The organism is Cupriavidus sp. 05T313 (assembly GCF_056396665.1).
Window position 1 is genome coordinate 1 of record NZ_JBFTLX010000171.1, and the last position, 14,912, is coordinate 14,912.

At 66.0% G+C, this 14,912-nt stretch carries 12 protein-coding genes; 6 read left to right on the forward strand and 6 right to left on the reverse strand.

Annotation, left to right across the window (positions count from 1 at the left end; all coding sequences use genetic code 11):
- The first annotated feature begins 635 nt into the window (after positions 1-635).
- The 5 genes from AC1DKD_RS28805 (at position 636) to AC1DKD_RS28825 (ending at position 7,501) form a co-directional block, all read left to right on the forward strand.
- Positions 636-3,725, forward strand: a complete 3,090-nt coding sequence (locus AC1DKD_RS28805; RefSeq protein ID WP_477111508.1) for an Rne/Rng family ribonuclease — start codon at positions 636-638, stop codon at positions 3,723-3,725.
- 247 nt (positions 3,726-3,972) lie between these two features.
- On the forward strand, positions 3,973-5,097 hold the full coding sequence (gene moaA / locus AC1DKD_RS28810; protein ID WP_441634726.1) for a GTP 3',8-cyclase MoaA: 1,125 nt from the start codon (positions 3,973-3,975) through the stop codon (positions 5,095-5,097).
- A 54-nt stretch (positions 5,098-5,151) separates the two neighbouring features.
- A complete protein-coding gene (mobA, locus tag AC1DKD_RS28815; protein WP_441634724.1) occupies positions 5,152-5,751 on the forward strand; it encodes a molybdenum cofactor guanylyltransferase MobA in 600 nt (199 codons plus the stop codon).
- A gap of 35 nt (positions 5,752-5,786) precedes the next feature.
- The gene (gene moeA, locus AC1DKD_RS28820; RefSeq protein WP_477102355.1) at positions 5,787-7,064 is read left to right on the forward strand and encodes a molybdopterin molybdotransferase MoeA; all 1,278 of its coding nucleotides are present in this window, start codon (positions 5,787-5,789) and stop codon (positions 7,062-7,064) included.
- A gap of 170 nt (positions 7,065-7,234) precedes the next feature.
- A complete protein-coding gene (locus AC1DKD_RS28825) occupies positions 7,235-7,501 on the forward strand; it encodes a hypothetical protein (RefSeq protein ID WP_043347933.1) in 267 nt (88 codons plus the stop codon).
- Between the two features lie 81 nt (positions 7,502-7,582).
- Here AC1DKD_RS28825 and AC1DKD_RS28830 read toward each other — a convergent pair whose 3' ends face one another.
- From AC1DKD_RS28830 to AC1DKD_RS28855, 6 genes are all read right to left on the reverse strand, one after another.
- Positions 7,583-9,070, reverse strand: a complete 1,488-nt coding sequence (locus tag AC1DKD_RS28830) for a DNA recombination protein RmuC (RefSeq protein ID WP_477143994.1) — start codon at positions 9,068-9,070, stop codon at positions 7,583-7,585.
- A gap of 87 nt (positions 9,071-9,157) precedes the next feature.
- Positions 9,158-10,156 (reverse strand): 2-hydroxyacid dehydrogenase, encoded by a 999-nt coding sequence (locus AC1DKD_RS28835; protein ID WP_477143995.1) that lies wholly within the window; start codon positions 10,154-10,156, stop codon positions 9,158-9,160.
- A gap of 2 nt (positions 10,157-10,158) precedes the next feature.
- Positions 10,159-11,598 (reverse strand): sodium:proton antiporter, encoded by a 1,440-nt coding sequence (locus AC1DKD_RS28840; RefSeq protein WP_441634716.1) that lies wholly within the window; start codon positions 11,596-11,598, stop codon positions 10,159-10,161.
- A 209-nt stretch (positions 11,599-11,807) separates the two neighbouring features.
- Positions 11,808-12,494, reverse strand: a complete 687-nt coding sequence (locus AC1DKD_RS28845; RefSeq protein ID WP_477102353.1) for a LutC/YkgG family protein — start codon at positions 12,492-12,494, stop codon at positions 11,808-11,810.
- Between the two features lie 59 nt (positions 12,495-12,553).
- On the reverse strand, positions 12,554-13,732 hold the full coding sequence (gene pncB / locus AC1DKD_RS28850; protein ID WP_477143996.1) for a nicotinate phosphoribosyltransferase: 1,179 nt from the start codon (positions 13,730-13,732) through the stop codon (positions 12,554-12,556).
- Positions 13,733-13,800: 68 nt separating this feature from the next.
- Positions 13,801-14,334 carry a hypothetical protein gene (locus tag AC1DKD_RS28855; protein ID WP_477102352.1) on the reverse strand — a complete coding sequence of 178 codons (534 nt, stop codon included), beginning with the start codon at positions 14,332-14,334 and terminating at the stop codon, positions 13,801-13,803.
- A 339-nt stretch (positions 14,335-14,673) separates the two neighbouring features.
- Here AC1DKD_RS28855 and fdxA point away from each other — a divergent pair.
- On the forward strand, positions 14,674-14,912 hold a 239-nt coding region (gene fdxA, locus AC1DKD_RS28860; protein ID WP_477143997.1), incomplete at its 3' end, for a ferredoxin FdxA.

The following is a 14,912-nucleotide window of genomic DNA, read 5'->3' on the forward strand; positions in this document are numbered from 1 at the left end:
GCCCCGGGCTGGTGAATGGCAGCAAAAACGCAGCACGCACGGTATCGCCCGCGCAGGAAGTCGCCCAAAGGCAACTTCGGCGCTGACGGCGGTCACGTGGGAATGTAGTGTTCAGGTAGAACAGAATTTGATAGTGGATGCCCTCCCGGCATCCACTCTGGTGAGAGAAGTCCCGCCCGCACCGGGAAACGGTGCCGCCGGCATGCTTCCAACGCCGCCTGACTAGTTATACCGGCGCCCGGTCGCAGAACTCCAAGAAGTAGTAGGTGCGCCCGCCAGGAGATGTCAGGTAGCGAAGCAGCATTGCCGTGACGACAAACTTGCTCTTTGACGCGTCTAGGCCTTCCGCGGCCGGCCGCGATGCGACGGCGCCCCTTTGCGCCCGCGTTGCCGCCATGCCAGCCGGAAACCCGCCGGATCGCTGCGAAGAGCAGCTTGCCGGCGTTCTCTCCGACCATGCGGACGGCGCTTTCGACGTCGTTACCTCTCTTTCACCCGCGCCCAGCCGGCCGCGCCCATTTGCGCGCCGGCGCTTTCGGCAATTCTCGCGCCCTCACTCGCTCCCTCGCGTGCTCCACGGAACGCCGCGGGCACCGCATGCCGGTGCAATCCTCGGCATTGAGTGAGGTAATGCGATGAAACGCATGCTTTTTAACGCGACGCAGCAGGAAGAATTGCGCGTCGCCATCGTCGACGGTCAGAAACTGATCGATATCGACATCGAAGCTGCCGGGCGCGAACAGCGCAAGGGCAACATCTACAAGGGTGTCATCACCCGTATCGAACCGTCGCTGGAGGCCTGCTTCGTCAACTACGGCGAAGAACGCCATGGCTTCCTGCCCTTCAAGGAAGTGGCGCGCGCCTTCTTCAAGGAAGGCGTGGACGTGCGCAACGCACGCATCCAGGACGCGCTGCACGAAGGCCAGGAACTGATCGTCCAGGTGGAAAAGGAAGAGCGCGGCAACAAGGGCGCGGCGCTGACCACCTTTATCTCGCTGGCCGGCCGCTACCTGGTGCTGATGCCCAACAACCCGCGCGGCGGTGGTGTATCGCGCCGCATCGAGGGCGAGGACCGCCAGGAACTGCGCGAGACCATGGGCCAGCTGACCGTGCCCGAGGGCATGAGCATCATTGCCCGCACCGCCGGCATCGGCCGCTCGGCCGAAGAGCTCCAGTGGGACCTGAACTACCTGCTGCAACTGTGGAAGGCCATCGACGGCGCCGCCGGCGACAACAAGGCCCCGCTGCTGATCTATCTCGAATCCAGCCTGGTGATCCGCGCCATCCGCGATTACTTCCAGCCGGATATCGGCGAGATCCTGATCGACACCGACGAAATCTACGAGCAGGCCCGCGCCTTCATGAGCGTGGTCATGCCCGACAATATGAACCGCGTGAAGAAGTACCGGGACGATGTCCCCCTCTTCTCGCGTTTCCAGATCGAGCACCAGATCGAATCGGCGTACTCGCGCATGGTGATGTTGCCCTCGGGCGGCGCCATCGTGATCGACCATACCGAGGCATTGGTATCGGTGGACGTGAACTCGGCCCGCGCCACCAAGGGCGCCGACATCGAGGAAACCGCGCTGCGCACCAACCTCGAAGCCGCCGACGAAATCGCTCGCCAGTTGCGCCTGCGCGACCTGGGCGGCCTGATCGTGATCGACTTTATCGACATGGAAGCCAGCAAGGCGCAGAAGGACGTGGAAACGCGCCTGAAGGATGCCCTGCGCCATGACCGCGCCCGCGTGCAGATGGGCAAGATCAGCCGCTTCGGCCTGATGGAACTGTCGCGCCAGCGCCTGCGCCCGTCGCTGTCGGAAGGCTCGCACATCACTTGCCCGCGCTGCAACGGCACCGGCCATATCCGCGATACCGAATCTTCCGCCCTGCAGGTCCTGCGCATCATCCAGGAAGAAGGGATGAAGGAAAACACCGCCGCCATCCACTGCCAGGTACCGGTGGAAGTGGCAGCGTTCCTGCTCAACGAGAAGCGCCAGGACATCAACCTGATCGAAATGCGGTTCAAGGTCAATGTGCTGCTGATCCCCAACAAGCACCTCGAGACCCCGCACTACAAGCTGGAGCGCCTGCGTCACGACGACCCGCGCCTGGAAGACAGCACCGCCAGCTACAAGATGGCCGAGGCTGCCGCCAAGGAACTGGAAGCCGACACCAGCTACAGCAGCCGCAAGAAGGAAGATGCCAAGCCGCGCCAGGAAGCTGCGGTCAAGGGCATTACCCCAGAACAGCCAGCGCCGGTTTCGGTACCGCGCGCCGAGCGCGCGCCGCGCCCGGAAGCCGCTCCCGCACGTCCGGCACCGGCCACCCAGCCGGTGGTCGGCGGCGGCTTCATGGGCTGGCTCAAGAGCCTGTTCGGCGCCAAGCCGGCAGCGCCCGCCGCCGAACCGGCCAAGCCGGTGGACGCGGAACAACGCAGCGCGGAGAGCCGTCGCGAGCGCGGCCAGCGTGGTGAACGCGGCGAAGGCCGCGGCGAGCGTGGCCAGCGCGGCGAACGCGGTGGCGAACGCGGCGAGCGCCAAGGCCGCGGCCAGCGCGCACCCCAGGAACGTGGTGAGCGCGCCGAACGCGGCGCGGAACGTGGTGAACAGCGCACCGAACGGGGCGAACGCGCCGAGGCGCGAGGTGAACGTGGCGAGCGAGGCGAACGCGGTGAACGTAGTAGCCGCGCCCCGCGCCAGGCTGCACTGGAAGTCCAGCCGGCCCGCCAGCCCGAGGGCACACCTGCCGAGCGTACGGAAGGCCGTGGCGAAGGCCGCCGTGACCGTAACCAGGAACGCCGCGAGCGCCAGCGCGACCGCCAGCGTGAGCGCGGCGACGCACCGCGCGAAGGCGAAGCCAGCGAAAGCCTGGCGGCCGAAGCCCTTGGCACCGCAGCGGTAGCCGCCGCCGTGGCAGCCCCCGCCGTAGCGGCGCCGGTTGCCTCGCACGACGACGCCGAAAACGTTCGCACCGACCTGCAGGATGCTACTGAAGGCAGCGAGAATGGCGAAGGCGAAGAACGCCGCCGCCGCAATCGCCGTGGCCGCAATCGCTACCGCCGCGAGCGTGACGATAGCGCCCAGGCCAACGAAAGCGGTGAAAGCGAAGACTCGGGCGAAGTCCGTGAAATCGCCGCACCGGCCGTTGTCGCTGAAGCTGTCGTGGTGGAAGCCACCACCGTGGTGGTCGCCGAATCCGCTCCCAGCGTCCCGGCCTACCAGCCTGTCGAGGCTGCGGTGGTGATGCCGGAGCCGGTCGCGCCTGTTGCAACACCTGTATCGGCGCCGGTCGCTGAACCGGTCATCGAAACGGTACCTGAACCGGTGGTCGAAGCGGCTGTTGCCAGCCCGGTCGCCTACGAACCCGCACCCGCCGTGGCGGAACCCGCCGCACCGGCGCCTGCTGTCGTGGCACCCGCTGTCGAAGTGCCGGTGGTCGCACCCGCCGCAGCTCCGGCCCCGGTACCGGCTGCAGCCCCCGTCGTAGCGGCAGCCGCCGCGCCGGTGGCCGTGGAAAGCCTGCAACCGATGCTGGCTTCGGCCGGTCTCGAGTGGGTCAACACCGACGTCAGCAAGCTGCGCGCCGCGCAGGAAGCGGCCGCCAGCATCCCCCCGGCACCGCGCGTCGTGCGGGAGCGCAAGCCCCTGCCGCCGCTGCCGGAAGGTCCGATGATTCTGGTCGAGACCGCCGGCGATAACGCGGCTGCGACGCAACAGAAGTAAACGGCACCCTCGCGGGTACCAGGGAAAGGGACGGCGCAGCCGTCCCTTTTTTCGTGTCCGCGCCGGATCGGCGAGGCTCGCCCGCGTATTTCCAGGTCCTGCGCATGGTGACGCCGGCGCTACCATGCCCGGCTCGGCTAGAATGACAATTAGATGGCACCGCCACGATGGTGCCCCGAACGGGCGCTGCTTGCCCCCACGCGACCGCGCCAAAGCCGCCCGTCACCGCATTGCCACGTCCCAGGCCATGACCGAATCCGTCATTCCCATTTTCGATCTGCGCGACCATCGCTACCGTTCGATGACGCCCAGCATCCCGGACGAGCTCGCCGCCCCGTCCGGACTGGTTGCCGACACCCGCGGCAGGCCGCTGCACGATTTGCGCATCTCGGTSACGGACCGCTGCAATTTCCGTTGCGTGTATTGCATGCCCAAGGAAGTGTTCGACAAGGACTACACCTTCCTGCCGCATTCCGAGTTGCTGAGCTTCGAGGAGATCGAGCGAGCCGCCCGCCTGTTCGTTGCGCACGGCGTGGAGAAGATCCGCCTGACGGGCGGAGAGCCGCTGTTGCGCAAGAACATCGAGAAGCTGGTGGAGATGCTCGCGCGCATCGAGACGGTTTCGGGCAAGCCGCTCGACCTCACCCTCACCACCAATGCTTCGCTGCTTGCCCGCAAGGCGCGCTCGTTGCGCGACGCGGGCCTGTCGCGCGTGAGCGTGAGCCTGGACGCCATCGACGACGCCACCTTCCGCCGCATGAACGATGTCGACTTCGCGGTACGCGACGTGCTGGACGGCATCGAGACCGCCCAGGCTGTCGGCCTGGCGCCGCTCAAGGTCAATATGGTAGTCAAGCGCGGCACCAACGACGCCGAGATCGTGCCGATGGCCGCGCATTTCCGCGGCAGCGGCATCATCGTGCGCTTTATCGAATTCATGGACGTGGGTGCCAGCAACCATTGGCAGATGAATGAGGTGCTGCCCTCCGCCGAGGTGGTGCGCCGCATCGATGAAGCCTTCGCACTCGAAGCCATCCCCGCCAACTACAGCGGCGAGACTGCCGAGCGCTGGCGTTACCGCGACGGCGCCGGCGAGATCGGCGTGATCTCCAGCGTGACCCACGCCTTCTGCGGGGACTGCAGCCGTATCCGCCTGTCGACCGAAGGCCGGCTCTACCTGTGCCTGTTCGCCACCGAAGGCTACGACCTGCGCGCGCTGCTGCGCGGCGGCCACAGCGACCTGGAAATCTCCAATGCCATCGCCGGGGTCTGGCAGGCGCGCACCGATCGTTACTCCGAGCTGCGCAGCGATCCCGCGGTGCGGCAGGCACGTGCCGAGAACAAGATCGAAATGTCTTATATCGGCGGTTGACCACAACCGCCCCGCAGCCGCGCCGGCCAAACCACCAACCTATTCCGTATTCCGATGATTTCACGCGACGACATTACCGGCCTGATCCTGGCCGGCGGCAGGGGCAGCCGCATGGCCGGCACCGACAAGGGCCTGCAGCCCTTCCGCGGCGCGCCCATGGCGATGCATACGCTGATGCGCCTGTCGCCGCAGACGGGCGGCATGCTGATCAACGCTAACCGCAATCTGGCCGCGTATGAGTCCTTCGGCGTGCCCGTGGTCACCGATTCGGTGCCGGACTTCGCCGGTCCCCTGGCCGGCATGCTGGCCGGGCTGGAGCAATGCCAGACGGGCTGGATGCTGAGCGCCCCCTGCGATTCGCCTTTCCTGCCGAGCGACCTGGCTGCGCGCCTGGCGAGCGCGATCGACGAGCAAGGCGCGGAGATGGCCATCCCGGTTACCATCGAYGCGGACGGCCGCCGGCAAGCCCAGCCGGTGTTTTGCCTGATGCCGGTCACCGCGCACGATAGCCTGCTGGCTTTCCTCAACGGCGGCGGCCGCAAGATCGAAACCTGGGCCGCCTCTCATCGCCTGGCCGAAGTCCTGTTCGACGACGCCGGCGCCTTCGCCAATATCAATACCCTGGACGAGTTGCGCACGCTGGAAGCGCGCTGAACAACCAAGCCAGGCCGCTGCCCCGGGAACGGTCCATGCCATCACTACATTCCGTCATTTCCTGCCTGTCCGACTACGATCCCGGCGCGTTGCCGGTGGCGCAGGCCAACCAGATCATCGGCGAGGTGGTCGAGCCCGTACGTGGGACCGAGCAGCTCGCCATCCGCTCGGCGCTCGACCGCGTGCTCGCCGAGGACATCATCTCCACGCTGGACGTCCCGGCGCACGATAACTCCGCCATGGACGGTTATGCGTTTGCCAGCGGCGATCTTGCCGCCGGCGGCGATATCACGCTGACGGTGGTCGGCAGCGCCTTCGCCGGCACAGCATGCGAGCAGCCGGTCGCGCGCGGGCAGGCGGTACGCATCATGACGGGCGCCATCATGCCGGCCGGCTGCGATACCGTGATTCCCCAGGAATTCGTCGAGGCGCATGGCGAACAGGTTCGCTTTGACGCCCGCGCGGTGCGTGCCGGCGACAACCGCCGCCTGCGAGGCGAAGACCTCGCCATCGGCCAGCCGGCGCTGGCCGCCGGACGCATCCTGCAACCGGCGGACCTCGGGCTGCTGGCTTCGCTGGGCGTTGCCGAGGTCAAGGTGTGCCGCCGCCTGCGCGTGGCCTTCTTCTCCACCGGAGACGAGTTGCGCTCGATCGGCGAGCCGCTCGACGCCGGCTGCGTCTACGACTCCAACCGCTATACGCTGCATGGCATGCTGCGGCGGCTCAACGTGGACCTGATCGACATGGGCGTGGTACGGGACGACCCCGAAGCCCTCGAGGCGGCGTTTCGCTCCGCTTGCGAAAACGCCGATGCGGTCATTACGTCCGGCGGCGTGTCGGTGGGCGAAGCCGACTACACCAAGCAGATCATGGCCCAGCTGGGTGATGTGACCTTCTGGAAGATCGCCATGCGCCCAGGCCGGCCGATGGCCTTCGGCCGCATCGTCTCCCATGGCCGCGAGGCGTTGCTGTTCGGCCTGCCGGGCAATCCGGTGGCGGTGATGGTGACGTTCTATCACTTTGTGCGGGCTGCGCTGCACCGGCAAATGGGTGCGAAAGTGGCGCCCCTGCCGCTGATGCGCGTGCGCAGCGCGCAGCCGATCCGCAAGAAGCCAGGCCGCACCGAGTACCAGCGCGGCATCCTGGCCCCAGCGCCGGATGGCGGCTGGCAAGTGAGCATTACCGGCCAGCAGGGCTCGGGCGTGCTGCGCTCGATGAGCGAGGCCAATTGCTTTATCGTGCTCGGCCACGAGCAAGACATGGTGGCGGCCGGCGACGAGGTGGAAGTCATGCTGTTCGACGGGCTGCTGTAAAGCTTGCCACGGTACGTTGGCCGCACCTTTGTGTCGTTTTTGCGCAGCAGTTTTGCCGGCGTTTAGCAAGCAGATCGGCGGTTTTCCTTACCCCGCGAGTGCCGGACTATGCGCCGCCTCCCCCAACCGATACACTTGCGCAACATTACTTTGCTACTACCCAAGCTGTCATGAATCAGGAGATTGCCTACCTCCACCCGGTCAAAACCGCCCGCGCGCTCGTGCTCGTGTACCTGTGCTTTTCGGTACCCATCGTCTCGCTTGGGCTGTTCGTGGCTTTCATCCGCTATGGCGACCTGCCCGGCATCACCGTCTTCACGGCACTGATTCTCAATGCGCTGATCGGCTTCGGCCTGCTCTGGCTGGCCTGCAAGGCCTACAACTGGGTGGCCGCGCGTTTCGGCGGCATCGAGGTGACGATTCGGGACCTGCCCTGAGTTGCCTGCTCCCAAAGTAAAAAAGCGCATCGATTCGATGCGCTTTTTTTCAATCTGCGGCGCCACCGGCCTCCCCGCTCCTCAGCCCGCTTCACCCTCTTGACGTTCTTGCRCCGCTTCGTCCGGCACGGCAGCAAGGCCGAGCAACGCTTGCGCGTTTTCTCCCGGCAGAGCCTCCACCGTGCGCAGCTTGCGCTCCATCTGGCGCGTGCGCACTTCGGCCTGCTCGATGTTGCGGGCGGCACSCTCCAGCGTGTCCCGGGTCTTGGCCAGGACATCGCCAAACTTGCCGAACTCGGTCTTGACCGCGCCGAGCACCTCCCACACTTCGCTTGAGCGGCGCTCGAGCGCGAGTGTACGAAATCCCATCTGCAGGCTGTTGAGCAGGGCGGCCAGCGTGGTCGGCCCCGCTACCGTCACGCGGTAATTGCGTTGCAGCAGGTCCGCCAGCCCGGGCCTCCGCAAGACCTCGGCGTACAAACCCTCAGTGGGCAGGAAGAGGATGGCGAAGTCAGTGGTGGCAGGCGGCGATACATATTTCTCGGAAATCGTCTGTGCCTCGCGCTTGATCGCCACTTCCAGCTCGCGCCCTGCCAGGGCCACGCCGTCGACATCGCCACGCTCCTGTGCGTCGAGCAGGCGTTCGTATTGCTCCTTCGGAAACTTGGCGTCGATTGGCAGCCAAACCTGCCCGCCGGCGGCATCCTTGCCCGGCAGGCGAATCGCGAACTCCACACGCGCCCCGGTATTGCGGACCGTCTCGACGTTCTTGGCGTATTGCTCGGCAGTCAGCATCTGCTCGAGCAGCATCTCCAGTTGCACTTCGCCCCAGGTCCCGCGCGATTTCACGTTGGTCAGCACCCGCTTGAGATCGCCCACGCCTTGCGCCAGCGCCTGCATTTCGCCCAGTCCGCGATGTACCTGTTCGAGCCGGTCCGACACCAGCTTGAAGGATTCGCCAAGCCGCTGTTCGAGCGTGGCGTGCAGCTTCTCGTCGACGGTGCGGCGCATTTCCTCGAGCTTGGCCGAGTTATTCGCCTCGATTTCCTTGAGCCGCTGTTCCAGCGTGGTGCGCACTTCGCCCAGGCGGCGCTCGTTGCCTTCGGACATTTGCGCCAGCTGCTGCTGCAGCATGTCGCCAAAGCGGCGCAGCGCGCTGCCCTGCTCGTCACGTGCCTGCTGGCCCTGCTGCAGCAGGCTTTGCCTGACCTGCTCCAGTTGCTGGACATTGGACTCGGTCAGCTTGGCAAGCTGCTGCGCGAACATGTCGATCTGGTTGTTCTGCAGCGTGGCGATGCTGGTGAGTTGCGAAGACAACGTCTGCTGGAAACGCATCATCTGCTGGCCGGCCTCGCCGCGGCCGACGCGCGCGCTCTCCGTGACCTCCGTGCGCAATTCGCGCTCCAGGCGCTCATTGCCGCGCGCGCCTTCGGCTCGCAGTTCGGCGAGCTGGCGCAGCAGTTCCAGGCTGGCGGTCTCCGGTGCAACGCGTGGCCGCAGCAACAGCACCGCCAGCAGCAGCACGGCTACCAGCGCAAGAGCCAGGGTCAAAAGGGGAATCAGGGTCATGAAAGTCTGAAGTACGCAAAAAGCCGTGCCGCGCCGGCAAGCTGGAGAGACCAGCGCGCAGGCGGCACGACGCGTGCAGCGAGAGGATCAGCGGCGGTGCGCCATCACCTCGGGATTGATCAATGAAGGCGGACGGCCTGCCTGCGGGCCTGCATTGAGCGCAGCGATCAGGTTATCGGCGGCGAGATCCGCCATGGCGCGACGGGTCTTCTCCGAGGCGCTGRCAATGTGCGGGGTCAGCACAACGTTAGGCACGGTCAGCAGGCCGGGATGGACCTGCGGCTCGCCTTCGAACACGTCGAGGCCCGCGGCGAAGATGCGGCGCTCGCGCAGCGCCTCGGCCAGCGCGGCGTCGTCTACCACGCCGCCGCGTGCCAGGTTGACCAGCGTGGCCGACGGCTTCATTTGCGTCAGTTCGGCGGCGCCGATGCTGTGATGGCTCTGCGCGCTATACGGCAGCACCAGCAGCAGGTGATCGGATTGCGCAAGCAATTCCGTCTTGCTGACATAGCGCGCATTGAGCGCGCGCTCGGTCTCCTCCGGCAGGCGGCTGCGGTTGTGATAGAGCACGGACATGCCAAACCCCGCAGCGCGGCGCGCCAGCGCCTGGCCGATGCGGCCCATGCCAAGGATGCCGAGCGTGCTGCGGTACAGGTCCATGCCGAGGAACATGTCGTAGCTCCACCGCTCCCACTTGCCGGCGCGCAGCCAGTGCTCGGATTCGGTCACGCGGCGCGCAGTGGCCATCAGCAGGGCCCAGCCAAAATCGGCGGTGGTTTCCGTCAGTACATCGGGCGTGTTGGTCGCCACGATGCCGGCGGCGGTCAGTGCCGGCACATCGAGGTTGTTGTAGCCGACGGCCATATTGCAGACCGCGCGCAGCGCCGGCAGTCCGGCCACCAGTTCGCCATCGATACGATCCGCGGCATTGGCCAGCACGCCGGACTTGCCCACGAGGCGTTGCCTGAGCGCGGCGCCATCGAGCGCCACGTCCTGCTGGTTGCTGTCGACGTCGAAATATTGCGCGAGCCGGTCGATCACTTCCGGAAAGACGGCGCGGGTTACGAGGATGGAAGGCTTGGTCATGCTCACACGCGGAAGAAGATAAAGGTCATCACCAGGAACAGCGGCACCAGCACGCAGATCGACCACAGCATATAGCCGAAGAAGCTGGGCATGCGCACACCGCGGCTTTCGGCAATCGCCTTGACCATCAGGTTGGGCGCGTTGCCGATATAGGTATTGGCGCCCATGAACACCGCGCCGGCCGAGATCGCCGCCAGCGTCGAAGCGTTGCGCGTCATCAGCGTGGCCGGGTCGCCGCCGGCCGTATTGAAGAACACCAGGTAGGTCGGCGCATTGTCCAGGAAGGACGACAGGATGCCCGTGGCCCAGAAATACATGCTGTCGATGGGCTGGCCGCCCGCGTCGCTCACCAGACGGATCACGCCGGCGAAGGCGCCGTCCGTGCCAGCCTTGAGCATGGCGATCACCGGGATGATGGTAAGGAAGATGCCGGCGAACAGCTTGCCCACTTCCAGGATCGGCTCCCAGTTGAACTCGTTGCCGGTGCGCGCGGTGACAGGCGTGATCAACAGGGACACCAGCGCCACCGCCACCAGCATCACGTCGCGCACCACCGTCTGCAGGCCGACGTGGGTTCCCATCACGTCGAACTCGATGCCTGGTTTCCACAGCCCGCTCATCAGCACCAGCCCCACCACCGCCAGCAGCAGCACGAAATTACGCTTGCCCTCGATGCGGACGCCCGGCGAGTCCGGCGTGGGATCGGCCGCCGCCGGCAGCTCCTCTTCCTTGTTCAGGTAGTAGTAGCGATCGACGAAATAGAAGATCACCAGCAGCGCCCCGCAGACAAAGAGCGTCTCGGGCAGGATATTGCGCAGGGTCCAGAAGAAGTCCACGCCCTTGAGGAATCCCAGGAACAGCGGCGGATCGCCCAGCGGCGTCAGCGCGCCGCCCGCATTGGCTGCCAGGAAGATAAAGAACACCACCACGTGCGCCACATGCCTGCGGTTGTCGTTGGCGCGCAGCAATGGCCGGATCAGCAGCATGGCGGCGCCGGTGGTGCCCATCAGGCTGGCAAGCGCGGTACCGAGTGCGAGCAGGCCGGTGTTCAGGCGCGGCGTGCCGTGCAGGTTGCCGCGCACGCAGATGCCGCCGGCCACGATGTAGAGCGCGGCGATCAGCGCGATAAAGGGAATGTACTCGGACAGCAGCGCATGCACGGCGTTGGCGGCCGCGGCATGCACACCAAATGCCTGCGCGAACGGTACCAGGAACACCAGTGCCCAGCCGGCGATGATCTTGCCGTAATGGTGGTGCCAGAAACGCGGCGCGATCAGAGGGAACAGCGCGATCGACAGCAATGTGCCGGCAAACGGCAAGGCCCACATCGGCGACAGCGTGGCGCCTTCGAGATCGGCGGCGCTGGCAAGATTGGGCAGAAGGGTGAGCAACAGCAGGGCCAGCGAAGGTAGCGGTGGCAGCAGTGCTAGGGCACGTCGCATCGGGCGGGATCTCCTTGTTTCGGATGGCTGCACCCGAGACTGGCAGCAGCCGCGGGCGGAGAAAGCGCACGAGCCCGCTCAGCCCGCCCAGCGGGCCACGGGCACGCGGCGAGGCCCTCAAGTGTAAAGCAATCGCCGCAGGATTCAGCCCATTTCGGCCGCCCTGCCCCTGCGGCTCGGAGCGATCGCTGGTGCGGGCGGGAAGCTGCTCAGTCCCGCTCGACGAGGATCACGTGCACACGGTAAGGCCCGTGCGCGCCCAGCACGATGGTTTGCTCGATGTCGCCGGTGCGCGAAGGGCCGCTGATGATGTTGGTAGCACGGGGCAACTCCCCGCGCTCGCTGCGCATCAGCGCGAACGCATCTTCCATCCCGTCGACGATGCGGGAGGCCGGCACCACCGCGATATGCGTCTCCGGCAGCAGCGCGGCCGAAGCGAACGTCTGCGGACCGGACAGCAGCATCAGCGAACCGGTCTCGGCAATCGCGCAAAAGCAGCCGGTGATGCCGACCATGTCACCGTGGTCGTGATCGGCCTGGACATCGCGTACCGGCGGGCGGCACTCCACCGCCAATCCCTGCGCATGCCAGTCCAGCGCGCCCAGGCTATCCCAGGCGACAGCGCGACGCAGCAGGCCCAGGCTGTCCAGGTAACGCGACGCAGCGGCCGGCACATCGGCCAGCGCGGCCACCCGCTCGACCGTGGAAGCCATTTTCTGCGCCTGTTCCTGGAAGGCTTCGATGCGCTGCGCCGGCGCCGGCGGCCGGGGACCGGCGGGATGGCGCGCGAGGTAATCGGCTACCGCCGCGCGCTCGCCGTTGCTGACCCCGGGGGCGCGGCCCTGTGCGGCGCGGATACGGGCAAAGATACGATCGCGGGCGGAAGTGGTATCCATGGCTTGCTTTCCGATATGTCCGAGGGTTGGATGCGTGGGAATCAGATGGCTTCGCACAGTCAGGCTGGCGCCTGGACGCCGAACACGTGCCGCAGGTACGTCAGGTAGGCCGGGTCATCGCACATGGTCTTCTCGGGCGTATCGGACAGCTTGGCTACSGGCTGTCCRTTGCAKCGCRYCATCTTGATSACGATYTGSAGCGGCGTGTAGCCGAGATCGTTGGTCAGGTTGGTGCCCACCCCGAACGCCAGCCGGCAGCGTCCGCCGAAGCGCTCGCACAGCTCGATTACGCGTGGGATGTCGAGGCTGTCGCTGAAGATCAGCGTCTTGCCCAGCGGGTCGACGCGGCTGGCGGCGTAATGCGCCAGCATGCGCTCGCCCCAGGCAAAGGGATCACCCGAATCGTGGCGCACGCCGTCGAACAGCTTGCAGAAATAGAGATCGAAGTCGCGCAGGAAGGCATCGAAGCCGTAGGTGTCGGACAGCGCGACGCCGAGGTCGCCGCGGTACTCCTTGGCCCAGACCTCGAGCGCGAACACCTGCGAATCTCGCAGGCGCGGCCCCAGTGCCTGGCAGGCCTGCAGGTATTCATGCGCCATGGTGCCCAACGGGGTCAAGTTGTGCATGCGCGCGAAATGAACATTGCTGGTGCCGGCCAGTTGCGGGCCCAGCACCCTGCGCATGGTCTGCAACACCTCTTCCTGCCAGTCGCGCGAGAAGCGGCGGCGCGAGCCGTAGTCGGCAATCACGCAGTCGGCGTGGGCCGGCATCTTCAGCAAGGCCAGCTTGTCTTCCAGGCGCCGGCGCCCTTCGGCCCAGTCCGGTTGCGGCTGGGTGCGGCGGAAATAGACCTCGTTGACGATGGCCAGCAACGGCACCTCGAACAGGATGGTATGCAGCCAGGGCCCGCGGATGGTGATCTCGATCTCGCCGCTGCCGGGGGCGGCGGGCGCGATGTTTACGTATTTCTCGTTCAGGTGGAACAGGCCGAGGAAGTCGACGAAATCGCTCTTGATGAAGCGCAACTCGCGCAGGTACTGGAGTTCCTCCGGCGTAAAGCGAAGCTGGCACAACTGCGCCACCTCGTCGCGGATCTCGTCCACGTAAGGGGTCAGGTCGACCCCCACGTTGCGGCACTTGAAGCGGTATTCGACCTGTGCGGCGGGGAAGTGATGCAGCACCACCTGCATCATGGTGAACTTGTACAGATCGGTGTCGAGCAATGAGGTAATGATCATGTCGGGCCAGACGGCAGTGCCGAGTCAGTGCGACATGCTAACCGAAAGTGCGGCGGGCGATGGCCGGATCATGCGCCGTCAAGAAAAGGATCGGGCTGACGGCCACGGGCGCTGCCGCGCAGGCACCACAAGACTTGCCCGCGGTAGCCTGGGCAGCCGACCAGCGTCGCCTGCGCCCGGGGCACGGCGGCGGGAAGCGGCTCCGCGAAGGCCGCCGAGCGGGCTGTAATGCGCTCCTGGTAGACCCGCTCGGATCCGCGGCGGAATACCAGTACCTGGACCGGCGCGCCGCGCTCCGGCTGCAGCTCGGCGTCGCATGGCAGGAAACCGGCCTGGCCGCAGTTGGCCATGACCTCCCCAGCGGGTTCGATCACCACGCCGAAATCATCCCAGTCGAAACGGGCCAGCGAGGTGAGCGAGACTGGCTGGTCGCTCATCATGCGCCAGGCCATCAGGCGGGCCACCACGCTATCCGGCGGGCCGGCCTTTGCCAGCGTCTGCGCATGCGCGGCTGACATGGCCAGCGCCGCCAGGCAAAGCAAGGCGGCCGCCATACGGCTCGAACGGCTGCCGCGCGGCAGCTCCCGGACTGATATTGGCATGGCGCACTCCTCAGGTAAGCGCGCGGCGATACCGCGCGCGCAGGCCCGTCCAGCTTACAACGCCGTCGCGGCAACGGCCAGAAGAGCACATTAGCGGGTGCATCCCTGGCTGTCTTGGATCAAATGCACATAAAGAAATAAGAAAACTATCTTATCCGGCTATATAGAGCCGCTACCCTTGCGGAAAGGCTCAGCTACAATATCGGTCTTTGAAAGGCCACGGCCAGCGCTCGCGCCGCGTATGGTGAACCCACTGGAAACCCCACCGGCGTGACGAGCACGGCACAACAGGCCTAACAACATTCCCATCGAAGCCGATCCCGTTTTTCTGGAACCGAAATGACTCACGTTGTCACCGAATCCTGCATCCGTTGCCGCTATACCGACTGYGTTGACGTGTGTCCGGTCGATTGTTTCCGCGAAGGCCCCAACTTCCTCGCCATCGACCCGGATGAGTGTATCGATTGCGCGGTGTGCGTGGCGGAATGCCCGGTCAACGCGATCTACGCCGAAGAAGACGTGCCGGCCGACCAGCAGCAGTTCATCGACCTGAACGCCGAACTGGCTCGCAACTGGCC